Raw genomic sequence first — 22,528 nt, forward strand, 5'->3', positions numbered from 1 at the left:
TTAGACTTCCCTAATGCTATTGGTTTTACTGTAGAACAGGACGTTAAGACGCTTCGGTATAGTGATCCCGCAAATGGTTGAGCCGGCACAGGCGTAATGATTGCAAGGTCGATGGCGATAGATATTTCAGAGCGTGCAGGCAGTGAACCTTCCCCCGACAGGTTGTCGCTTTTCGGCATTGCATCGGATGGGTCGATTGCACACCCGGTTTCTTTTGAAGGCTGCACGGGTATTTTTCACCCGGCGCGCCAAGAGGTCAAACAGGATCACGCGGTTCTTTTCGTCAGTCCCTGGGGCATGGAGGAGCTGTGCAGCCGCAAGTTTCAGCGGGTTCTGGCCGAGCGGCTGGCCGCGTCCGGCGTCGCCAGTCTGCGGTTCGACTATCATGGCGCCGGTGACGCGCTCGATCCACAGGACGTCGTGCGTGCGGCGGACTGGCTTTCCGACACGCGAGCGGCGCTTGATTATCTGACACGTCTTTCGGGTTGTTCCGGGGTGGTCGTCATCGCGCAGGGTCTCGGCTGTCTGATCGCCACACAGGCGCTCGCCGATGTTGCGGCCGTCGGTTCCATGGCGCTTCTGGCGCCTGTCGTCTCCGGCCGTGCCTATCTTCGCGAACTGGCAATGTGGTCGTCCATGATTGACGATGGCCTTGGTCTTCGCCCCGGGCAGCGCATGGTGGAGGCGGGGGCGATTGCGGGCGTGGCCATGCCGGAGGGTGTTGCTGATGGTATCAGGAAGGTCAATCTTTCAAAGCTGGATGCCGCTCCCGCGCGCACCATTCTGGTCCTGTCGAGACCGGGCCGGGTGAGCGACAGCGATTTTGCCAAACACCTTGCCACTGTTGGCGCCAAGGTGAAGGAGGCGGAATTTGGGGGGTATGACGATCTCGTCTCCAGTCCCACACTTTCGAAAATATCCGACGATGTGGTGAAACGGCTTCAGGATTGGGTCCTGTCACAGACCCGTGCTGCGGATGCGGCGGGCCCGCAGAAGGATTTTACCGTCAACGCGCCGCACCGCGGTCTCGGATTTTTTGAACAGCCGGTGCAATTTGGTGAAGGCGGACGGCTTTTCGGGGTTTTTTGCGAGCCGGACCATCGGGCGGCGGTCTCCTCGGTCCTTCTGCTCGGCGCTGCCTACGACCGGCATGCGGGTTGGGGCAGGCTTTCGGTGCAAACCGCCCGCTCGCTTGCGCGCGAGGGCATCGCTTCGCTCCGGTTCGACGGAGCCAATATTGCCGACAGCCCTCCCGTCAAAAACGCGCCCGATCAGGTTCTTTACGATGTCGCGCAGAATGACGACGTGGCCGCCGCACTCGATTTTCTCGGCCGGCGTGGCAAGGGACCTTTCATCGCGGCGGGCCGGTGCAGCGGCGCCTATCTCGCCTTCAACGGCGCGCTTGCCGACGACCGGATCAGCGGGGTGGTTGCGGTCAACCCGGTTGTGTTCCACTGGCGGAAAGGCCGCTCGGTCGACGAGGCGCTGCACAAACCGCCACGTTCCTTTGGAGAATACAGCCAGCGTTTTCGGCAGGGCGCTACCTTCAAGCGCCTCGTCAGCGGCGATGTCGATGTGGTGAGCGCCGGTTTGAACATCGCCAAGGCGACGCTCAAGAAGCTTTCGATAAAAACGGCACGGCTTTCCCGCAGGGGGAGCGAGGAAGGGCGTGCCGTCTACGATGCTTTCGATAAACTTAAAGCAAGGGACTCCGCCATCAGCCTGCTTTACAGCGACAATGACGACGGGCTTGAGCACTTCCGGTATTATTTCAATGCCGATGGCAGGGGGCTGTCAGCCTATCGGAATGTGTCGCTGACGATTATTCCCGATGCCGACCACAATCTTTCAACGCCTGAGGCCAGAAAAGCCTATATCGATGCGGTGAAGCGGCTGGCTCTAAAAGGAAAATCGCCGACTGGAGCCTAGTGACATCACGTCGCCGGAAGGCGGCGTTTCGGGTGCCGCGGTCTCCGGCAGAAGGCCGATTTTTCTGGTTTCGCCGGGGGCGAGATGGAACCAGCTTTCCGAGGCTCGGTAACCTTCAGCCGTGACATGGACGGATTGCGCCAGCCGGTCCGTGCCGATCTCGAGCGACCAGATACCGTTGGCCTCGCTCACCCCGACCTGAAGATTGGCCGCGTGCAGCGCCTTTTTCCGGCCAAGCGGAAAATGGAATGCGTCGGCGATGATATGCCCGGTTGCAACGTCGCGAAGCCGGGCCACGGTGACATCATGGGATGGCGGGCCGAAACGATAGGCATAGGTCGTATCGAAAAAGGCGCCGAACATGCCAGTTGCGGCGATGGTCTGGCTCTGTCGCGGCGAAAGCGTCAGCGGCCGTTTGGCGTGGACGACGGGTTGTGTGCCGTCGCGCAGGCAGGTCAATTCCAGCATGGCTTCAAGGCCGTTGCCGGTTTCGTTGATGAGATGAATGTCCAGCCCGTTGGTGCCTTCATCGGAAAGACTGACCTGGATGGGGCGAAACGCTCTTTTCAGCGCATGCCAGACGGACTTGGGCCTGCCGGTGGCATCGATGACGCCCCAGCCCGCGCCGGGAACGAGATCCTGCAGGGTCCAGACCAACGCGCCCTGGCAGGAGGAAGCGTCGCGACGCCATTCGGCGAAGGTCGCTTCCATGACCTCGGCGGTGACGGCGCGAGACATATCGAGATAGAGGCCGCCATCTTCCCGTCGCAGCACGTCCGGCTCAATATAGTAAAGCAGCTTCAGATAATGGTCGCGAACATCCTCGAAATCCCAGGAAGCGCCGCGATCGCGCGGTGTGCGAGCCTTCCAGCGCGGATCATGCGTCGCCAGTGTGGGAAGATGTCCGTCCAGCGTTTCCTGTTCTGGAATATTGGCGAAGGCGAGGCATTCGGCGGCGAAGCGGACATCGGCCCGGCGGGTATCTTCCAGCGGACGGCAATAGGCACCCACGCCGTAATAATGGCCGACCCCGGCATTGGGGAAGAAGGGCAACGCGCCGCCTGAGGGGGAATTCGCCACATAGACCGCGTCCGGCCGTTTCCCGGCCAGCACTTCGGGCAAGATTTCCTCGGTGAGCGTTCCTTTCCATATCTGTTCCGGCAGACCGAGCATCGCGCCCTGCTGGTACATTTCGCTGCCACCGCAAAAAACTGATAGTGAAGGGGAAAGGGCTGTCACCTCGAGGAACTGGAGAGATTTCCGTAACGATATGACGGCGGAGGGCTTCGTCCTTTGCCGGGTAATCAAAATTGGCGAGCATGGCGTCCTGCCAGACCATGATGCCGAGTTCGTCGCACAGCGCGAAGAACTCTGGCGTCTCATAGGCCATGGTGCCGCCAACGCGGATCATGTTCATGCCGGCTTCGGCAGCTTTTCTAAGCCAAGGCTCGTAATCCGGCCTCGAACCCGGCAAGCGCACGATGTCAGCCGTTGTCCAGACAGCGCCCCGGCAAAAAACGGATTGCCCGTTTACCCGGAGGCCGAAACCATTGCCGTCCTCGCCGTAATCCACCTCGACGCGTCTGAAGCCGGTGCGCCCGAGCCGGTGTTGTTTTCCGTTCAGCTCCAGAACGATTTCGTGGAGCGCTGGCCTGCCGTGGGTATGCGGCCACCACGTCTCGACATCGGGTATGCGGAGTTCGCCAAAGAGTTTGCCGTTGTCACCTCTGGAAAGATCGGTGCTGTAGCCGGCGCAGGTGAGCCGTGCGGACGGGATGTCGTGGTTTGCCTCAAGGCTGATGTTGACCATTCCCGCGCCGGTTTCGTCGAGCGACGATCGGACCGTGCAAAGCACGCCCTCCTGCCTTATCAGGCTGATGGGTCGCCATGGCCCGGCGGCATGAATTTCCGGGCACCAGCCCGGCATATAGCCGAGTGCCGTGGTGCGGATCAGCCGCAGACCTTGTGTGTTCATCATCTGCGGCCGCCAGCGGGCGCGGGGGCCTGTTTTTTCGAGCCTCGGCGCGAGTGCCCTGCAGCAGATTGACAGTTCGTCCGCGCCTGTCAGTTCGACCGGCACTTCCAGCCTTTCGAACATGCTCTGGCTGGCGGCGATCAGTTCGCCGTTGAGGAAAATTTCGGCAATCGTGGACAGACCGTCGAAGCGCAGGATCGCCCGCTCCCGCACGTCGGAAATCATCGTCAGGCGGTACCAGGCGTCCCTGTCGTTCAACGGCGTCGGATTGAAGCGGTCAAATTTTCCGGCCAGTTCCAGAGCCTGCGCCACGGTGCCGGGAACGGATACGTTAAGGCTTTCAAGGGCTGCGGGAATATCCGAGGGCGTTTCGCAGGCATTGGCCGACGTCAGTGTCAGCGTCCAGCCTTCACTCAGCCATTTTTCGCTTTCGCCCGGAAGATAAGTCCTCACGCGGCCTCGCTGGCGTTCGATAAATTTGCGGCGAGTGATTCCATCACGCCATCCCATGCTTCCGCAGCCGGATCGAGCACCGAGGCCAGCGCATCGAATTTGCGGCGTGTAACGGCGCGGGCAAGCTGGAACTGCACGGTTTTCGCGACCTCGGAGATGCGCAGCGCGTGGTCTCTCGCTTCAGAAAACCCGTCCTTGTCCAGCCATTCGAGGTGGCTTGCTGCCAGTTCGAAATTGGCGCCCAGTTGGCGCAGCGTGTTGAAGGCGTATTTGTGGAAAAAGCCGAAGGGCCTGTCGGCGACCTTTTCGACTTGGGCCGGAAACACGCTTGCAAAAGCTCGCACCGGGTTGGCGGAGGGCCGTCTTGAAAAATGAAATTTCAGCAGCCGTTCGGCCGTCCTGCGGATATGCGCCGGCGAAGGATTGCTGTCCGCAAATTTCGCAAATTCGGTATAGGGCAGGAATGGTGGATCGGCCTCTTGCAGGTGATGCTGGAACAGGCCATCAAAGTCTTCGCCCGACAGGTGGAAGAAGCCGGCATTGTGGAAATAATCGAGTTCCCGGTTCGCCAAATCGAGCCGGTTGATGGCGATGGTGGTCTTGCCGTGTTCCTTCTGGTAGCTCACCCCGTGGGTATCGGGCATATAGAAGCTGTCCATCTCGATCAGGCAGATGCGGCCGCGTTCCAGCTGCGCCTCTATGTGGTTTTCCACCCGGTCGAAGATCGCAAGCTCGGTGGCGCGAACGCCGTAGAGCGCTTCGAGATCTTCCAGCGGCACCTTGAAGAAGGTGAACTGGTCGCCTTCGAAATCCTGTGTCAGGGTGAAACCGAACATGGCTTCAGGCGGTAGCCCCTTTGCGGCCAGCACCTCGATCCACAAATCGATGTAGCAATTGGTCTCCGGCCACATTCTCTCCGACGAATGAAGGGGATGCTGCACATGGTTTTTGGGATCGAGACCTGAAAAAATCTGCCGCATGAATGGTCAGCCCCAGAGTGTTTTCACGGCTTTTGCAGGCCATTGCTTCACATCCAGACCGTGATGGGCAAAAAGTGCCAGCGCAATGCGCTCAAGGCCGAAACCGACGCAGGCGGTGTGGGCCACGTCGCCATTGTCGAGGTTCAAACCCCATTTCTGGCCAAAGGCGTCCTGATGGTAATTGAAGCTCATGCAGGCCGTCGGGTTGGTGGCGGATGTCACGGGAATCAGCAATTCGAATTTCAGGTTCTGATCGCGCTGGTTGTTGGCGAGCATCTTGCCGGCGCGGCCGAAGAAGGGATCGTTGGCCACATCGATGGTCACATCGAGGCCCACGGCCTCCATCATCGCCACGCCGCGATCCATCCATGTCTGGCGGAATTCGGTCACATTGGCTTCCGTGCCCATGCACACATATTCGCGCATGCGGAAAAGCTGCTGGCGCGCCGGGTCCTTGGAAGGCTCATGGCGGAAACAATAGGACTGAATGTCGTAGAGACCGCCACCGGAAGGCAGCGCGCCGCGCTTGGCAATCGTCGGATAAAGCGGGTAACAGGCGGCCGGCGTCAGCACGATATCGGTGGCTTTCTGGTCCTTCGTCCAGTCGCCGCCCTCATCCATGGATTTCAGAAGGCTTATATGGTCGAGCTCGCAGCCGCAGAAGGAATGGACCGTGCCAGCCAGCTGCGGGAAGCTTTTCATGTAACCGCTCTTTTCGAAATAGGCGCGGTTGATGCCGGGCGGAAAGCGGATCGCTTCGGCGCCGTCAGCGCCGCCCGTGCGGTCGATCAGCCGTTCGAAGGCGGCAATGACGTCCTCGAACTGGCCGCTGCGGCCATAAAGACCATCGACACCCGTTTCAATCAGCAGGCCTTCTTCGAACAGTCGATCGAGAAACGATGTTTGCATGTCCATGGTCTTATCCCAAGAGGCTGGTGTCCTGCCTGTGAACCAGCAGGAGATTGGCGGAATTGCCGAGAATGCGATCGTTGGAAATCATCAGGCGGGCGGAGTGTGCGTCGCGAAGATGCCGGCCAAGGCTGTAAGGCGTGCCGTTCTTGTAACCCATGATGCCGCAGACGAGCATCGCATGGTCGATGATCTCCAGAATGGTTTCCGAAGAGCAGATCTTCACATTGTTCATGGCGACAGCAAAGGCCATCGACATCAACTTGTCGGGGTCGCTCTTGGTGTCGGCGTAAGCCTTGATGCCGGCAATGATGTTGGATTTGACCACCTGCAACTTGGTGGAGACTTCGGCAAGGCGGATGGCGCCGGGCGGCGTGACACCGGGCGACTTGCGTGCCGCCGTTCTGACGAAGGACTGGGCGCGCAGTACCGCATCCGACGCGATGCCGTACCAGACGGCGCTCCACAGGAGATGGGAGCTTGCAAGCATGGATTGGGCGGCGATTTCCGCAAATGGTTTCGGGAAGATCTGCACCGCTGGCGCTTCGCCGCGGAACAGGAAGCCGTCCGAACAGGTCCCGCGCATGCCGAGCGTGTCCCAGATATGGGTTTTCTCGAGCGTGTACTGATTTTTCAGGAAGACGGTCATCACCTGATCGGCGGGTGCGGCATCCTTGTGGGAGCGCGAGGTGATGAGGATGGCATCCGCATTGCTGCCATAGGAAATGACGGTGGCGTCCTTTTCCAGCCGGCAAAATTCCCCTTCGACCTCAATCGCGCAGATGGAATTGCGCAGATTACCGCCGATGCCGCCTTCGGTGGTCGCCGAGGCGAGCAGAAGCTGTTCGCTTGCGATGCGGCTCATGAAGCCCGCATGCCATGGGCTTGTCTCGCCATGCTCCACAAGGCTCGATGCCTTGATGTGATGCATGGCGAAAATCATCGCCGTTGCCGAACAGGCCTGGCCAAGCCGGGCGCAGATATCGGCGATTTGCTGTATGGACGCGCTTTCACCGCCAAGGGAGGACGGGACCTGTATGCCGAGCAGACGCTCCTGTCTCAGCGCGTTGACGGCTTCCTCGGGGAAGCGACCGGTGACGTCCACCTCGTCCGCGTGTTTGGCGGCAATTGCCGCGACGCGGCCCGCGCGCGCGGACAGCGTTTCTTCCTGCGGCGCAACGGTCACATTCATCAGGCGGCCTCTTTACCATCCAGAATGAGCTTAACGGTGTCTTCAATGGCCTTGATGCTGGCAAACGACTTGCGGTTCAAGAGGTTGTCCGGGAATTCGATATCAAAAGCTTCCTCGATACCCAGCATCAATTGCACCGATGCAAAGGAAGAAAGACCGGCTGCATAAAGATCTGCTTCATTTTCGATCGTATCGACAGGTGTAGGAAGCTGGCCGAATTTTGCCAGTATTTCACGAATAGTCGCATTCATTCCGACTTATCTCCCATGAATTTAACATCAGGATGGTTTGTGCTTATCGTTAATTTGAAAACGATAATATTCGCCTAAACCGTTAGGTTAATTACGACTAACGGCTGCATGTGTCATTCGTTACCTTTGCCAGGCACACATCAGCGCCCTTGACAAATGTCGGGCGGTGTCTTTTCCTGTCTGTCATTCACCAGGGGTGTCCCGTCAAGGGGCTGAGATTCTGCTTTCATGCGCAGTGACCCGTTGAACCTGATCCAGTTCATACTGGCGTAGGGACGGTGCAAAGACCGAGGGTCGGATTGCGTGTGACTTGCGCTGTCGACGCTTCGGTATTTTCCATCATTCCGGCTCGAACTGGGTCTCCACTGTCAAACTTTGGAGCCTCATGATGAATATCGTTGCCAAGAATATCCCGCTTTCGGTCACAGCCGGGCCACATCCCGCCTCCACGAAAGTCCATAAGCCCGGAATATTGCATCCGCATATTCGCGTGCCGATGCGCGAAATCGCCGTGCACCCGACGGCGGGCGAACCGCCTGTCACGGTCTACGATTCCTCCGGGCCCTATACCGATCCCACGCATTCCGTTCTGATTGAAAAGGGTTTGCCGCGCCTGCGTCACGACTGGGTCGTGGCCCGTGGCGATGTCGCCGCTTACGACGGGCGTCACGTCAAACCGGAGGATAACGGCTTTGCGACCGGCGAGCGCCTGACGCCGGAATTTTCCGTGCGCCATCAGCCGCTCAGGGCGACGGGGGGCAAGGCCGTGACGCAGCTTGCCTATGCGCGGGCCGGCATCATCACGCCGGAAATGGAATTCATCGCCATCCGGGAAAATCTCGGACGTGAAGCTGCGAAAGAGAAGCTGATCCGCGATGGCGAGAGTTTTGGCGCGCAGATCCCCGATTATGTGACGGCGGAGTTTGTCCGTCAGGAAGTCGCGTCGGGCCGCGCCATCATTCCCGCCAATATCAATCACCCGGAACTCGAACCGATGATTATCGGCCGTAATTTCCTGGTGAAGATCAACGCCAACATCGGCAATTCCGCCGTCACCTCTTCCATGGCGGAAGAGGTGGAGAAGATGGTCTGGGCGATCCGCTGGGGGTGCCGATACCGTCATGGATCTTTCGACCGGGCGCAACATCCACAATATCCGCGAATGGATCATCCGCAATTCGCCGGTGCCGATCGGCACGGTGCCGCTTTACCAGGCGCTGGAGAAGGTCAACGGCATTGCCGAGGACCTGAACTGGGAGGTGTTCCGCGACACACTGATCGAACAGGCGGAACAGGGCGTCGATTATTTCACCATCCATGCCGGGGTGCGGCTGCATTACATCCCGCTCACCGTCAACCGCGTCACCGGCATCGTGTCGCGCGGCGGTTCGATCATGGCGAAGTGGTGTCTGCATCACCACAAGGAAAGCTTCCTCTATGAGCATTTCGAAGAGATTTGCGACATCTGCCGCGCTTACGACGTTTCCTTCTCGCTTGGTGACGGCCTGCGGCCCGGCTCGATCGCCGACGCCAACGATGCGGCGCAGTTCGCGGAACTGGAGACACTCGGCGAGCTGACGCAGATCGCCTGGGCGAAGGACTGCCAGGTCATGATCGAAGGCCCCGGCCATGTGCCGATGCACAAGATCAAGGAGAATATGGACAAACAGCTTAAGACCTGCGGCGAGGCGCCCTTCTATACGCTCGGGCCGCTGACGACCGATATCGCCCCCGGTTACGACCATATCACCTCCGGCATCGGAGCCGCGATGATTGGCTGGTTCGGCACGGCGATGCTCTGCTACGTCACGCCGAAGGAACATCTCGGCCTGCCTGATCGTAACGACGTGAAGGTCGGTGTCATCACCTACAAGATCGCCGCGCATGCCGCCGATCTGGCCAAAGGTCATCCGGCCGCGCAGGTACGGGACGATGCGCTGTCGCGCGCAAGGTTCGAATTCCGTTGGGAAGACCAGTTCAACCTGTCGCTGGACCCGGATACGGCGCGTTCCTTCCATGACGAGACATTGCCGAAGGAGGCGCACAAGGTTGCGCATTTCTGCTCCATGTGCGGTCCCAAATTCTGCTCGATGCGGATTTCCCACGATATCCGCGCCGAGGCGCAGAAGGAGGGGCTGGAGGCCATGGCCGCGCGCTTCAAGGAAGGTGGCGAGCTATATATGCCGCTCGCCACCCCGGTGGACGGCCAGTAGCATGCGTGTCCTTGTCAAGGGAACGGGGGTCGCCGGTCTGACGGCGGCCTTCGAACTGGCGCGCAGCGGCGTTACCGTGGAGGTTTCGGAGCGCAATGCCGAACCCTCTCGCGGCGCGTCGTGGTACGCCGGCGGCATGCTCGCGCCCTGGTGCGAACGTGAGAGTGCGGAGGAAGCGGTGCTAACGCTCGGTCAGGCGGCGCTCGACTGGTGGGATGAGGCGACCCCCGGCCTTGTCATCAGACACGGCACGCTGGTCGTCGCACCGGCCCGCGACAAAGCAGAGCTTTCGCGTTTCGCGTCCAGAACCACTGGATACCAGTGGGTGGATGAGGGCGAAATCGCTGCACTGGAACCCGATCTTGCCGGGCGGTTCCGCTCCGGGCTTTATTTCCCGGGCGAGGGGCATCTCGATCCGCGCCTTGCGCTGAAATCATTGCATGAGCGGCTCTGCTGTTTGGGCGTGCGGTTTCATATAGGCGTTTCGGTGGATGAACAGCCTTTCGACCGGGTGGTGGATTGCACTGGCCCTGCGGCGGTGGGCGAGATTGCCAACCTTCGCGGTGTGCGGGGAGAGATGCTTTATCTCGCCACATCGGAAGTTTCGCTGTCGCGTCCGGTCCGGTTGCTGCATCCGCGTATTCCGCTTTACATCGTGCCGCGTGAGCCGGGTCGCTTCATGGTGGGCGCGACGATGATCGAGACGGAGGATGCGGGCGCCATTTCCGCCCGCTCGATGATGGAATTCCTGAACGCCGCCTATGCCGTGCATCCGGCCTTCGCGGAAGCGGAAATCATCGAGACGGGAACGGGCGTGCGTCCGGCTTACCCCAATAATCTGCCTGATGTCACCGAGGACGGTCGGACCATCTTCATCAACGGCGCACACCGGCATGGCTTCCTGCTGTCACCGGCGATGGCGCAGCGGGCGGCTGATATCGTCTGCCAAAATATTTCTGGAAAGGAACAGGATCATGAAACTTCTGGTGAATGGCGACGAGCTTGATCTCGTCACTGAAACGCTGGCCGGGTTGCTTGCCAGCCTCGACTACGAAGGCGACTGGCTGGCGACGGCGGTCAATGGCGAGTTGGTGCATTCGGATGAACGCTCCGATTATCAACTGAAGGCGTTCGACCGTGTCGAAATCCTCTCACCGATGCAGGGAGGTTGAGGCCATGTTGACGCTTTATGGCCGTGAGGTCTCTTCCCGCCTTCTGCTCGGTACGGCGCGTTATCCGTCTCCCGCCGTGCTCGCCGATGCGGTGCGGGCCAGCAATACGGATATTCTGACGATTTCGCTGCGTCGGGAAACCGCGGGCGGCAAGAAGGGTGGTCAGTTTTTCGAGCTGATCCGCGAACTGGATCGCTATATCCTGCCCAATACGGCTGGTTGTCACACCGTCAAGGAAGCTGTGCTGACGGCGAAGATGGCCCGCGATGTTTTTCATACCAACTGGATCAAGCTGGAGGTCATCGGCCATCACGACACGTTGCAGCCCGATGTCTTTGCGCTCGTCGAAGCGGCGAAAATTCTCTGCGACGATGGTTTCGAAGTCTTTCCCTACACGACTGATGATCTTGTCGTGGCCGAAAAGCTGCTGGATGCCGGTTGCAAGGTGCTGATGCCCTGGTGCGCGCCGATCGGCAGCGCCATGGGTCCGCTCAACCTGACAGCGCTGAAATCGATGCGGGCGCGTTTTCCCGAGGTGCCGCTGATTGTCGATGCCGGTATCGGCCGGCCTTCGCATGCGGTGACGGTGATGGAACTTGGTTACGATGCCGTTCTGCTCAACACGGCGGTTGCGGGTGCAGGTGATCCTGTCGCCATGGCGGAGGCTTTCGCCCGTGCCATAGAGGCCGGTCATCAGGCGTTTATGGCCGGGCCGCTGGAGCCGAGAGATATGGCCACTCCGTCGACACCCGTGATTGGCACGGCGGTTTTCTCCTGACCGGTCTTTCCTCGGTGTCGGAGGTTTTGCGTTGACAGTATCCAGTGGTGGCGGGATACCGGAAGAAAGGGGAACGGCATGGTGGCACGCAACAATCTTCTGACGGATATCGCTGGCGTTTCGGTCGGCAATGTCACCGATCTTTCGCTCGGCTCCGGCGTTACCGCGATTGTTTTCGACAAGCCCGCAATCGCCTCGGGTTCGGTTCTCGGCGGGGCTCCCGGCGGGCGCGATACTGGCCTGCTCGACCCGGCGATGACGGTGGAAACCGTGGATGCCTTCGTGCTGTCAGGTGGTTCGGCCTTTGGGCTGGATGCCGCGGGTGGCGTTCAGTCCGGGCTTCGCGAGATCGGGCGCGGCCTGCAAGTTGGCTCCACCCGTGTTCCCATTGTGCCGCAGGCGATCCTGATGGATCTACTGAATGGTGGCGACAAGGACTGGGGCCTGCATTCGCCCTATCGCGAGATGGGATATGCGGCTTTCAGGGCGGCGCGTGCGGAGCCCTTCGAGCTTGGAACAGTTGGCGCGGGAACGGGGGCAACCACTGCCACCTTCAAGGGCGGGCTTGGTTCGGCAAGCGCCGTCAGTTCGGGCGGTTACAAGGTCGCGGCCATCGTCGCCGTCAATGCGCTCGGTTCCGCCACCGTCGGCACCAGTCGCCATTTCTGGTCCGCGCCTTTTGAAGTGCAGGGCGAGTTCGGTGATTGTGGTTCTCCTACCCGTTTTACTGCCGATGATACGGCGCTTCGTCTGAAAGGCGTGACCTTGACGGCGACGACCATCGGTGCGGTGGTGACAGATGCCGCCCTTACAAAAGCGCAGGCGCATCGCCTTTCCATCATGGCGCATGACGGGCTGGCGCGCGCCGTGCTGCCCGCCCATCTGCCGAGTGATGGCGACACCATGTTTGCGGCTGCGACCGGCGAAAAACCGCTTGAGGGCGGCGCTCATTTCGCCGAGCTTTGCCACCTCTCCACCATTGTGATGGCGCGGGCGGTGGCGCGTGGCGTTTATGAGGCAACGGCGCTGCCGCAGCACGGTGCGCAGAAAGCCTATCGTGATCTTCATGGCCGGGGTCTTTGAACGATGGGTGAGACACTCCCGCCGCTGAAACCCGTTCTCCGCATCGATTTTCCGCCCGGAGAGCGTCTCGGGCACGGCAAGATCGAATTGATGGAACTGATTGTCGAGACCGGTTCGATTTCGGCCGCCGGGCGGGCAATGGACATGTCCTATCGCCGTGCATGGCTGCTTGTGGATGCGCTGAACCATATGTTCAGGCAGCCGGTTATAGAATCCCAGCGGGGCGGTAAACAGGGCGGCGGGGCTGCGCTAACCGCATTCGGTGCTGAATTGCTCGACCGTTATCGCGGCATGGAAAAGCGGATGAATGAAGCCCTGTGCAAAGATATCGACTGGCTCGAGGCTAACCGCAACCCGGATGCCGCCTTTAATACGGATCGAGAGCCGCCGACTTTATGATCGCATGCACCGGCTTTCCGGGCTCCAGCTGAAGACGTTCGCGTGACAGATCGGTAATGCGCGACTGGATGATATCGCCGCCGCAATCCACCTGAATGGTTACCATGCCGTCTTCGCTGGTTGAGATGCCGGCAATATGGCCTTCGAGAATGTTGAGCGCGCTCAGGCCCTCGGGTTTCACCAAAGCCAACATGACATCACGCGCCGGTATCAGGACCCGCGCCGGGGTGCCAGGCGTTCCCCGTTTTGCCGGAACCTGCAGGAGTGACGAGGCAAGCCTTACGGCGGCAAGCCCATGCCGTTCGTCGAAGCTTTCGATGTGTCCGGAAAGAATGCTGCCCGCTTCACGCCGTTCGAGATGCGCGCTGAAATCTGGCCGTGACAACACGTCAGCCGCTTTTCCCTGCGCCTCCACCTTGCCATCCTTCATCACCACGATGCGGTCGGCGAGGCGGGCGACTTCCTGGATGGAGTGGCTGACGTAAACGATCGGGATTTTCGTCTCGTCGCGCAGCCGCTCGAGATAGGGAATGATCTCGGCCTTTCGCTCCTCGTCCAGCGAGGCAAGCGGTTCGTCCATCAAGAGTAGTCTGGGTGATGACAGGAGTGCGCGGCCGATGGCGCCCCGCTGTTTTTCGCCGCCGGAAAGCTTATCCGGGCGGCGCTGCAAAAGATGGCCGATGCCGAGCATGTCAACAATGCGGTTTTCATTCGCGTCCGTCGCCTTTTCCTTGGCGAACCATTTGCCGTAGTTCAGGTTCTGCGCCACGCTGAGATGGGGAAACAGCCGTGCTTCCTGAAACACATAACCGAAACGGCGCTTGTGCGCCGGCAGGAACAGCCGTTTCTGGCTATCGGCCAGGACTTCACCATCCAGCGAGACCTGTCCTTCATCCGGCCGCAGCAGACCTGCGATGATGCGGATCATCGAGGTCTTGCCGGAGCCGGAGCGTCCGAAAAGTGCGGTGACGCCGCCGTCAGAGGTAAATGACGCATCGAGTACAAAGGAGCCGAGGCGGTGGCGGATGGTGACTGAAAGCGTCATTCCATGCTCACCCGTTTTCCGATGATACGTGCCAGAAATTCCGAGACGAGCAAGGCCAACATGGAAATCACGACCGAAACGATGGTCAACCGTAATGCGCCGGCATCGCCGCCCGGAACCTGCGTGAAGGTGTAGATGGCGGCAGACAGCGTCTGGGTCTCGCCCGGAATATTGGAAACGAAGGTGATGGTCGCGCCGAATTCGCCCATGGCCTTGGCAAAGGCAAGGATCATGCCCGCGATGATACCGGGCAGGATCAGGGGAAGCGTGACGGTGAGGAACACCCAGAATGGGCTTGCGCCCAGGGTTCCCGCTGCTTCCTCCAGCTTGCGGTCCACCGCTTCGATGGAGAGGCGGATGGAACGCACCATCAGCGGAAACGCCATGACGGCGCAGGCGAGCGCCGCCCCTGTCCAGCGGAAGGAAAAGACGATCCCGAACCAGCTATCGAGAAACTGGCCGATGGCGCCCCTGCGACCGAAGAGGACGAGCAGCAGAAAGCCGGTGACGACGGGCGGCAGAATGAGCGGCAGGTGGACGATGCCATTGAGCAGCGATTTGCCCCAGAAGCGGCCGCGCGCCAGCGCCACGGCCACCGCAATGCCGAAGGGCAGGCTGGCGAACATGGCGATGGAGGACACCCACAGGCTGAGTCTGATCGCTGTCCATTCTTCAGGGCTGAGTGTCCACCAATGCAAAGCCATATCCTATAATCGTCATCTCTCGCGGCCCCACACGGGATGGGGCCGCAAAACGCAGTTTATTTCAAAACGGTAAAGCCTTGCTTTTCGAAGAAGGGCGTAGCCTTCGCGGACTTCAGGAAATCCAGATAGGATTTTGCAGCCGGAGATTTTGCTTCCGAGAGAATGGCGACGGGATAAATGATCGGCGGATGGCTGTCTTCCGGGAAGGTGCCAACGATCTTCACGCCGGGATCGGCGGCCGCATCGGTCTGGTAGACGATGCCATAGGGTGCTTCGCCGCGCGACACGAGCAGCAGTGCTGCGCGCACGCTTTCCGCGCCGGCGACTTTCTTCTCCACCGAGGACCAGACGCCGAGTTTTTCCAGCGCAGCCTTGCCGTATTTACCCGCCGGAACGGAATCCACCGCGCCCATGGCCAGCCGGCCATCACCCAGCAGTCCGGCGAGATCGAAGTCCCTTTTGATATCGACCGGCTTGGCCTTGTCGGCCGGGGCGACGAGAACGATGCGGTTGCCAAGAAGATTGGAGCGGCTTTCGACGTTGATCAGCTTCTTTTCGGCGACGTAATCCATCCAGGCGAGGTCGGCGGAAATGAAGATATCCGCCGGTGCACCCTGCTCGATCTGTTTGGCGAGTGCGGAGCTTGCGGCATAGGACACGGTCGCTTCATTGCCGCTTTCCTTCGCCCATTCGACATTGATCGCATCAAGTGCGTTTTTCATGCTCGCGGCGGCAAACACCGTGACTTTTTCGGCGGCATGGGCGGGAACCACCGCAAAGGACGCCGCCACCCAGAAGGATGTTGCTGCGGCGATGGTTTTGAAGAAGGTGCGGCGTAAGTGTCTCATGGTGTGTTCCCCCGGTTCGAGATATCCTGATGAATATATCGATAGGCCTATAGGGCAATCATTATATTTTCAAGAATATATCGATGCCGCTTAAAAAAGCCGCCGCGACCGGCGGCTTTCGGTCTGTTGATCAGAAGCGTTCACCGGCGAAATGGGCGATCTGTGCGCCCGCCTCGTAATAGGCTTCCTTCATCGCCCGGAAGGCCTGCGCTTTTGGTTCGGTTACGGGAAGAGGCAGGTCATTTTCGGCGATATCACCGAGAATATGCTGCGCAATCACCTTGCCGAAGGCAGTGCCCGGCGCGATGCCGCGGCCATTATACCCGGAAAAGCCGACAACATTTTCCGCGAATTTATGGAAGCGCGGCACGGCATTGTCCGTCATGCCGATCTGGCCGTACCATTCGCATTCGAATTCCGTCTCGCCAAGCTGCGGGAAAAGCCGCTTCAGCGACCGTTTCGCCCAAGCCCGGTGAATGGCGGCACCCGTGCCGCGCAAGGCACCGACGCTGCCGAAGACCAGCCGGCCAGCTTTGTCCGTGCGGAACGAGGAGAGGATTTCCTTCGTATCCCAGCAGCCCTCGCGGCCCGGCAGAATGCTCTTTTGCAGGTTGTCACTAAGCGGCCTGGTCGCGAAGTTGAAATAGGGCAGGTAGGTTTGCTCGTCGCGGACGATCTGCCACGGCCCGGTGCTGTAGGCTTCGGTGGCGACAACGATCCAGTTGGCGGTCACCGACCCTTGCGGCGTCTTTACCACCCATTTTCCGTCGTTGCGGTCGGTCGACACCACGGCGCTTGCGGTGTGCAGCCGCGCGCCCGCCTTTTGCGCGGTGGCAGCCAGACCACGAACATAAGCAAGTGGCTGAAGCGTACCGGCGCGCGTATCGAAAAGTGCGCCGGAATAGCCAGTGCTACCAATGCGTCTTGCGGTTTCATCGGCATCGAGAACGCGGACGGGGGCACCCCTTGCAGCCCATTGTTCGCAGCGCTCACGGATTTCGGCGAGCCCCTTTTCCCCGATGGCGCAATGCAGCGTGCCGTTTTTGTCGATCTCGCAGGGAATCTCGTGTTTTTCCACCAGTTCGCGCACGAGAAGTGGGGCATTACCCAGAAGGTCGAGAAGCCGTTCGCCATAAGTCTCACCCAGTACGCCGGGTAGCTCCTTCGGCATGACCCACATGCCGCCATTGATGAGACCGACGTTTCGGCCGGCACCGCCAAAGCCGATCTCCTTGGCTTCGAGAAGGACGACGTCCGTGCCTTTTTCAGCAAGATGAAGCGCTGCGGATTGCCCGGTAAAACCGCCGCCGACAATCACCACATCGGCAACAGCATCACCCTGCAGCGCAGGCGTTACAGGCGGCTGCGGCGCGGTCTTTTCCCAGAGGCCGTGCGAGCGGGGGTCGTTATACATCGTTCCACCATGTTCCGGGCAAGTTCATTTGTTTTCCGTATGGGTGACAAGCCCTTGTTTATGAGACTTTACAAGCGGTATCACCTGTTGAATATCGACATATCGTCAAGAGTTCATTCCGTGAGGGAATATGGTTCTGCCGCCGCGCCGTTTTTTGCCGTCGCTGTCGCTGCTTGCAGCTTTCGAAGCCGCGTCGCGCACGGGCAGCGTGACCGCTGCGGCGCGGGAACTTGGCCTGACGCAAGGCGCGGTCAGCCGGCAGATCCTTGCGCTTGAAGAGCAGCTTGGCGTCGCGCTGTTTCTGCGCGAACGCCAGACTATCCGGCTGACCCGGGCGGGGGAGGGTTATGCGCGGGAAATCCGCGAGGCCCTGCGGCGCATATCGACGGCGTCGCTCAATCTGCGCGCCAATCCGGATGGTGGCACGCTCAATCTCGGTGTTCTGCCAAGCTTCGGTACGCGCTGGCTTGTGCCGCGCCTTCCCGATTTCATCGCCCGTCATCCGGGTATTTCGGTCAATCTTCTGACCCGTTCGTCGCTGTTCGATTTCCGTACCGATACCGTCGATGCGGCGATCCACTTCGGATTGCCGCATTGGCCGGGAACCGAGCTTGTTTTCCTGATGCATGAAAAAGTTATTCCGGTGTGCAGTCCGGTTTTCAAAGAGCGCTACGGGCTTTCGCAACCGGGCGATCTGCTGCATGTGCCACTGCTGCACATGACGACCCGGCCGGATGCCTGGGAACAGTGGTTTCGCAGCCATGATGTTCACTTCGACAACGTACACGGTATGCTTTTCGATCATTTCACGACGATTGCCGAGGCGGCGAGCGCCGGAGTTGGGGCATCGCTCATTCCTTCCTTCATGATAGAGGAGGAGTTGCGAAGCGGCCGTCTTGTCGCGGCTGTTACGGGCGAAGTGGAGAGCGAGGAGGCCTATTATCTTGCCTGTATGCCTGATCGTGCCGGTTACGCTCCGCTTGAAAGTTTCCGAAGCTGGATCGTTTCTGAGGCCGCTATCGGGACAGGTGGCGGCGGGGAAGAGTTTTCGGCGTAAACCATTGCCGGTCTTGCAAGACCGGCGCGGCTAAGCCAATAGTGCGCCATGACGTGTGGCGGAAAGCCACACACCGAAAGTTCCAATACGGGAGATGTCCGTGAAGCCCATTTTTGTTCAGCTTCAATGCGAACCCGGCAAGACCTATGATGTCGCCGACGCCATCTATAAAACAGAACTGGTTTCGGAGCTTTATTCCACCAGCGGCGAATATGATCTGATGCTGAAGATTTATCTTCCGCAGGAAGAGGATATCGGCAAGTTCATCAACCAGAACATCGTCAATATTCCGGGCATTGTTCGCTCGCTGACGACGCTGACCTTCACCGCGTTCTGACGCGGATTTCGAACGTTCGATCGCGCTTCGACCAATCGAGACATCTTGTTTGGTGGTTGGGGAGAGGGTGCTTTGGAGGCGCTTTTCTTCTCAACGTATGAGAGCGTTTTGATCCGTCCCGAATGGCTCGGGCCGCGTTGGCAGAGGGATTGTCACACAAGAGAAAAGCGCGCCATCGGCCCCGTATTCGGGAAACGATATTTGGCGCGCTTTGTTTTTGACATGGACGAGGCTGTGATCGGGCGACGGGTTTCCCGCATCAGGCCGCGGCCAGATTCCGGTTGCGCACGAGATCGCGAATTGCAATCCGCACATCATCGGCGCTGTCGAACTTCTGTTCGTCCAGGTCATGAACGTGGAACTTCACCGCGATGAACTTCAGCCGGTCGTTGTCCGGTATGACGATGCCGACGGGTTCGCCAGCGAATTCAATAACTTGCTTTTGCATAATATACTCCCGCTGTGGCTAACAAACACAGCATGTTGTCGAACTGATTTTCAGAAAATTGAGACCGTCAGGTCACATTCGACAGCAGCGGGAACACGTGGATTTAAATCCAGCATTCCAGGACTCAAGACCAAGGATTGCGTTGATGTTGATATGTTTTGACATGACACACTCCCTGTATTGGTGTTGGCCCGGAATCAGGAGACTCGTTCTCCAGTTCCACACTGATAATCCAGACCAGCACTAAAATCAATGCTGATTGTTATAGGTAGAATATTTTTCTTTATGATGACAGGAGAGGGGCGGAAATGTGAAATTTTTGTTTTCGTTCGACGCCAGTTTCAAAAGCCCGGCACAGCGGGCTTTTTATGCTTTTTTTAATCGCTGTCGGATGCCGGTGGCGGATAAATATGATCGTTTCCGTTGAAGTCGGAGACGGAGTAACAGCCATCGCGGGTTTTTTCCGCCGCATTTGGGCCGATAGTGGCCTTGCCGTGACCGCCGGGGATGTCGAGAACATAGGTCGGCTGGCAGAGACCGGAGACATGTCCCCGCAAGGCCGAGACGATTCGCTGGCCTTCTTCTATCGTCAGCCGGAAATGGCTGGTGCCCGGTGCAAGATCGGGGTGGTGCAGGTAATAGGGCTTGATACGGTTCTCGACAAAAGCGCGCATCAGCTCGGCGAGAATTGCCGGATCATCGTTGATACCCTTCAGAAGCACGGTCTGGCTGACCATGGCGATACCGGCATCGATCAACCGCGCGCAGGCGCTTCTGGCTGCTTGCCCGAGTTCGCGGGCGTGATTGGCGTGCAGGGCGACATAGGTGGTCTTGCCGCTGGCCTTCAGCGCCTCGATCAACGCTCCGTCGATACGATCGGGATCAACGACCGGCACGCGGGTGTGGAAGCGGACGATCTTGACGTGCGGTATGTCTTTCAGTCGCTTCATCAGGTCGGACAATCGCCGCGCCGAGAGCACCAGCGGATCGCCGCCGGTGAGGATAACCTCCCAGATAGCCGGGTTGGCTTTTATGTAGTCGAATGCAGCGTCGAGCTCTTCCGGGCTCATCATGCCGTTGCCCTGCGGCCCGACCATTTCACGGCGGAAACAGAAGCGGCAATAAACCGGGCAGACATGCACCGCCTTCAGGAGCACCCGGTCCGGATAACGGTGAACGACGCCGTGAACGGGGCTGTGGGCGTCATCGCCGATCGGATCGTCGCGCTCGTCGGGGAGATGGACGAGTTCGGCGAGGTCCGGCACGAATTGCCGGGCAATGGGGTCCTGCGGATCGCTGCCGTCCACGAGATTGGCAATCGTCGGTGTGATGGCAAGCGCGTAACGCTGCGTCACCGCGCGCAGGCCCTCGAATGCCTCGGTTTTGATCAGCCCCGCTTCGAGAAGCGCTTCGGGCGTCTTGATGGTTTCAAGTCTCGTCATCGTCCATATTCCGCGACGGGTGCCCACATGACGAGATCGATGCGGGGAGCCCCGGTTGCCAGCATGACCAGCCGGTCGAAGCCGAGGGCTATGCCGCTTGCCGATGGCATGATCGCCAGTGCTGCCAGAAAATCCTCGTCCAGTGGATAGGTCTCGCCGTAAACCCGTTGTTTCTCGGCCATTTCCATTTCGAAGCGTCGTCTCTGCTCGGTGGCATCAGTCAATTCGCCGAAGGCATTGGCGAGTTCCACGCCGCAGGCATAAAGCTCGAAACGTTCCGCCACCCGCGCATCATCAGGTGATTTGCGGGCAAGGGCTGCTTCGCTGGTGGGATATTCATCGAGGATGGTGGCCCGGCCGAAGCCCAGTTCCGGCTCCACCCGCTCGACGATGACGCGGCTGAACATATCCGCCCAGGTATCGTCATCGGCCACGCGAATGCCGGCATTGGTGAGGCTGGCTGCAAGGTGCCGCTCGTCCGTTTCACCGTTTCGGTCAATGGTCGCCAGAAGGTCAATTTCCGCATAACGCTCGAAGGCTTCGGCGACGCTCAGACGTTCGGGTTCGAGGAACGGATCGACGCTGCGGCCACGATAGGTGAAATTCTTCGTCTTTGCGGTTTCAGCCGCCAGCGCCAGAAGATTGGCGCTGTCCTTCATCAGGGTCTCGTAGGTTTCGCCAACCCTGTACCATTCCAGCATGGTGAATTCCGGGTGGTGCAGCGGACCTCTTTCCCGGTTTCGGTAAACATGCGCGAAACAGAAAATACGTTTCTCACCGGCCGCGAGCAGCTTCTTGCAGGCAAATTCGGGGGAGGTGTGGAGATAGAGCGGCGCGGCGTCGCCAGCTGGCGTCAGGCCCTTGGTGGCGAAGGCGTGCAGATGCGCCTCGTTGCCGGGGGAAATCTGCAATGTGGCGGTGTCGACCTCGAGAAAATCCGCGCGCGTAAAATAGCTGCGAAATTCCGACTGGATCGCGTTGCGTCCAAGCAGAAAAGCGCGGCGGTCGGCATGGACGTCGGGCGTCCACCATGGCGACATTGTCTCGTTGCTTGAGCCCATCTCTTTTCTTTTCCGTCTCACCTGCGGGCCTTGTTGCGGATAAACGGCCCGCAAAACGCCTGATCGCATCATTTAAAGCAATTCCGGGCGGAAAACCGCTAGGCACTCTTCCGCGAATTGCTGTAGAAGGCTGGCAATTCGCGCGGATTTAAGGTAGTTGCGCCCCAGAAAAAAGACAAAACGTCTGTCGGGGCCGGTGCTGCCGCGCAGTCCTTTACGACGCATTTCATCGAGTTACAAGGAAGTCATATGGTCAAGGTTATCGCCTCATCCGTCCGCAAGGGCAATGTTCTCGACGTGGATGGCAAGCTCTACGTTGTTCTCACCGCGCAGAACTTTCACCCGGGCAAGGGCACGCCGGTCACGCAGGTGGACATGCGCCGCATCGTTGACGGCACGAAGGTTTCCGAGCGCTGGCGCACGACCGAGCAGGTCGAGCGTGCTTTCGTCGAAGACCTGAACTTCCAGTTCCTTTATGAAGACGGCGAAGGCTTCCACTTCATGAACCCGGCCAACTACGATCAGGTCGTTGTCGATGTTGAGACGATGGGCGACCAGAAGGCCTATCTGCAGGAAGGCATGACCTGCGTTCTCTCCATTCACGAAGGCAATCCGCTGGCTGTCGAACTGCCGCGCCACGTCACGCTGGAAATCGTGGAAACGGAACCGGTTGTGAAGGGCCAGACGGCTTCTTCTTCCTACAAGCCGGCAATTCTTTCCAACGGCATCCGCACCATGGTGCCGCCGCATGTCGACGCCGGTATCCGCGTGGTCATCGCAACGGAAGACAATTCCTACGTCGAGCGCGCCAAGAACTGAGCCTGACGGCTGGTTAAAT

20 protein-coding genes, 2 pseudogenes and 1 riboswitch are annotated in these 22,528 nt (G+C 59.5%); of the genes and pseudogenes, 10 read left to right on the top strand and 12 right to left on the bottom strand.

Annotated features, from left to right (window positions below):
- The first annotated feature begins 111 nt into the window (after positions 1-111).
- Positions 112-1,929: a serine aminopeptidase domain-containing protein gene (locus RBH10_RS23935; RefSeq protein WP_281038178.1), complete on the top strand. Its 1,818-nt coding sequence runs from the start codon at positions 112-114 to the stop codon at positions 1,927-1,929.
- Here the strand turns inward: RBH10_RS23935 and RBH10_RS23940 are convergent.
- From RBH10_RS23940 to RBH10_RS23960, 5 genes and pseudogenes are all read right to left on the bottom strand, one after another.
- Positions 1,900-4,357 (bottom strand): annotated as a pseudogene (locus RBH10_RS23940) (glycoside hydrolase family 2 protein). The gene RBH10_RS23935 and the pseudogene RBH10_RS23940 sit on opposite strands and share 30 nt — an antisense overlap.
- Entirely contained in the window at positions 4,354-5,337 is a 984-nt protein-coding gene (locus RBH10_RS23945; protein ID WP_281038176.1) for a DUF1839 family protein, read from the bottom strand. The pseudogene RBH10_RS23940 and the gene RBH10_RS23945 overlap by 4 nt, the downstream one beginning before the upstream one ends.
- 6 nt (positions 5,338-5,343) lie before the next feature.
- Positions 5,344-6,252, bottom strand: a complete 909-nt coding sequence (locus tag RBH10_RS23950) for an amino acid--[acyl-carrier-protein] ligase (protein WP_281038175.1) — start codon at positions 6,250-6,252, stop codon at positions 5,344-5,346.
- A 4-nt stretch (positions 6,253-6,256) separates the two neighbouring features.
- Complete coding sequence (locus RBH10_RS23955) at positions 6,257-7,438, bottom strand: acyl-CoA dehydrogenase family protein (RefSeq protein WP_281038173.1); 1,182 nt, start codon at positions 7,436-7,438, stop codon at positions 6,257-6,259.
- Positions 7,438-7,689 carry an acyl carrier protein gene (locus tag RBH10_RS23960; RefSeq protein ID WP_003492279.1) on the bottom strand — a complete coding sequence of 84 codons (252 nt, stop codon included), beginning with the start codon at positions 7,687-7,689 and terminating at the stop codon, positions 7,438-7,440. The genes RBH10_RS23955 and RBH10_RS23960 overlap by 1 nt, the downstream gene beginning before the upstream one ends.
- A 182-nt stretch (positions 7,690-7,871) precedes the next feature.
- A riboswitch (TPP riboswitch) is annotated at positions 7,872-7,983 on the top strand.
- Between the two features lie 94 nt (positions 7,984-8,077).
- Between RBH10_RS23960 and thiC the strand changes: the two are divergent.
- The 6 genes and pseudogenes from thiC to RBH10_RS23990 all read left to right on the top strand — a co-directional run bounded on the left by thiC (position 8,078) and on the right by RBH10_RS23990 (position 13,334).
- Positions 8,078-9,902: pseudogene (gene thiC / locus RBH10_RS23965) on the top strand (phosphomethylpyrimidine synthase ThiC).
- Between the two features lies 1 nt (position 9,903).
- On the top strand, positions 9,904-10,908 hold the full coding sequence (gene thiO, locus RBH10_RS23970; RefSeq protein ID WP_281038171.1) for a glycine oxidase ThiO: 1,005 nt from the start codon (positions 9,904-9,906) through the stop codon (positions 10,906-10,908).
- Entirely contained in the window at positions 10,877-11,074 is a 198-nt protein-coding gene (gene thiS, locus RBH10_RS23975; protein WP_281038170.1) for a sulfur carrier protein ThiS, read from the top strand. The genes thiO and thiS overlap by 32 nt, the downstream gene beginning before the upstream one ends.
- Before the next feature lie 4 nt (positions 11,075-11,078).
- Positions 11,079-11,852: a thiazole synthase gene (locus tag RBH10_RS23980; RefSeq protein WP_281038169.1), complete on the top strand. Its 774-nt coding sequence runs from the start codon at positions 11,079-11,081 to the stop codon at positions 11,850-11,852.
- Between the two features lie 78 nt (positions 11,853-11,930).
- On the top strand, positions 11,931-12,935 hold the full coding sequence (locus tag RBH10_RS23985) for a P1 family peptidase (protein WP_281038168.1): 1,005 nt from the start codon (positions 11,931-11,933) through the stop codon (positions 12,933-12,935).
- Between the two features lie 3 nt (positions 12,936-12,938).
- Positions 12,939-13,334 carry a winged helix-turn-helix domain-containing protein gene (locus RBH10_RS23990; RefSeq protein ID WP_281038166.1) on the top strand — a complete coding sequence of 132 codons (396 nt, stop codon included), beginning with the start codon at positions 12,939-12,941 and terminating at the stop codon, positions 13,332-13,334.
- Here RBH10_RS23990 and modC read toward each other — a convergent pair.
- From modC to RBH10_RS24010, 4 genes are all read right to left on the bottom strand, one after another.
- Positions 13,303-14,379, bottom strand: coding sequence for a molybdenum ABC transporter ATP-binding protein (gene modC / locus RBH10_RS23995; RefSeq protein WP_281038165.1), 1,077 nt, complete (start codon positions 14,377-14,379; stop codon positions 13,303-13,305). The two genes, RBH10_RS23990 and modC, sit on opposite strands and share 32 nt — an antisense overlap.
- Positions 14,376-15,083: a molybdate ABC transporter permease subunit gene (gene modB / locus RBH10_RS24000; RefSeq protein ID WP_153515577.1), complete on the bottom strand. Its 708-nt coding sequence runs from the start codon at positions 15,081-15,083 to the stop codon at positions 14,376-14,378. Before modB ends, modC begins: the two co-directional genes overlap by 4 nt.
- A gap of 56 nt (positions 15,084-15,139) precedes the next feature.
- Entirely contained in the window at positions 15,140-15,931 is a 792-nt protein-coding gene (modA, locus tag RBH10_RS24005; protein ID WP_281038164.1) for a molybdate ABC transporter substrate-binding protein, read from the bottom strand.
- Between the two features lie 130 nt (positions 15,932-16,061).
- On the bottom strand, positions 16,062-17,345 hold the full coding sequence (locus RBH10_RS24010) for an FAD-binding oxidoreductase (protein WP_281038162.1): 1,284 nt from the start codon (positions 17,343-17,345) through the stop codon (positions 16,062-16,064).
- A gap of 130 nt (positions 17,346-17,475) precedes the next feature.
- Between RBH10_RS24010 and RBH10_RS24015 the strand changes: the two genes are divergently transcribed.
- Together RBH10_RS24015 and RBH10_RS24020 are read left to right on the top strand one after the other, a co-directional pair.
- Positions 17,476-18,402: a LysR family transcriptional regulator gene (locus RBH10_RS24015; protein ID WP_281038161.1), complete on the top strand. Its 927-nt coding sequence runs from the start codon at positions 17,476-17,478 to the stop codon at positions 18,400-18,402.
- A 100-nt stretch (positions 18,403-18,502) separates the two neighbouring features.
- Complete coding sequence (locus RBH10_RS24020; RefSeq protein WP_003516842.1) at positions 18,503-18,739, top strand: Lrp/AsnC ligand binding domain-containing protein; 237 nt, start codon at positions 18,503-18,505, stop codon at positions 18,737-18,739.
- A 259-nt stretch (positions 18,740-18,998) separates the two neighbouring features.
- Here the strand turns inward: RBH10_RS24020 and RBH10_RS24025 are convergent, their stop codons facing one another.
- The 3 genes from RBH10_RS24025 to epmA all read right to left on the bottom strand — a co-directional run bounded on the left by RBH10_RS24025 (position 18,999) and on the right by epmA (position 21,690).
- On the bottom strand, positions 18,999-19,187 hold the full coding sequence (locus RBH10_RS24025) for a hypothetical protein (RefSeq protein WP_045019798.1): 189 nt from the start codon (positions 19,185-19,187) through the stop codon (positions 18,999-19,001).
- 377 nt (positions 19,188-19,564) lie between these two features.
- Positions 19,565-20,629, bottom strand: a complete 1,065-nt coding sequence (locus RBH10_RS24030) for a lysine-2,3-aminomutase-like protein (RefSeq protein WP_281038160.1) — start codon at positions 20,627-20,629, stop codon at positions 19,565-19,567.
- Positions 20,626-21,690, bottom strand: a complete 1,065-nt coding sequence (gene epmA, locus RBH10_RS24035; protein ID WP_281038159.1) for an EF-P lysine aminoacylase EpmA — start codon at positions 21,688-21,690, stop codon at positions 20,626-20,628. Before epmA ends, RBH10_RS24030 begins: the two co-directional genes overlap by 4 nt.
- Positions 21,691-21,939: 249 nt before the next feature.
- On the opposite strand from epmA, the gene efp reads away from it, so the two are divergent.
- The gene (gene efp / locus RBH10_RS24040) at positions 21,940-22,509 is read left to right on the top strand and encodes an elongation factor P (RefSeq protein WP_045021079.1); all 570 of its coding nucleotides are present in this window, start codon (positions 21,940-21,942) and stop codon (positions 22,507-22,509) included.
- Positions 22,510-22,528 lie beyond the last annotated feature (19 nt).

Origin of the sequence: Rhizobium sp. AN73 (genome assembly GCF_030757975.1) — a bacterium.
In the GTDB taxonomy this organism is placed as follows: Bacteria; Pseudomonadota; Alphaproteobacteria; order Rhizobiales; family Rhizobiaceae; genus Agrobacterium; species Agrobacterium arsenijevicii.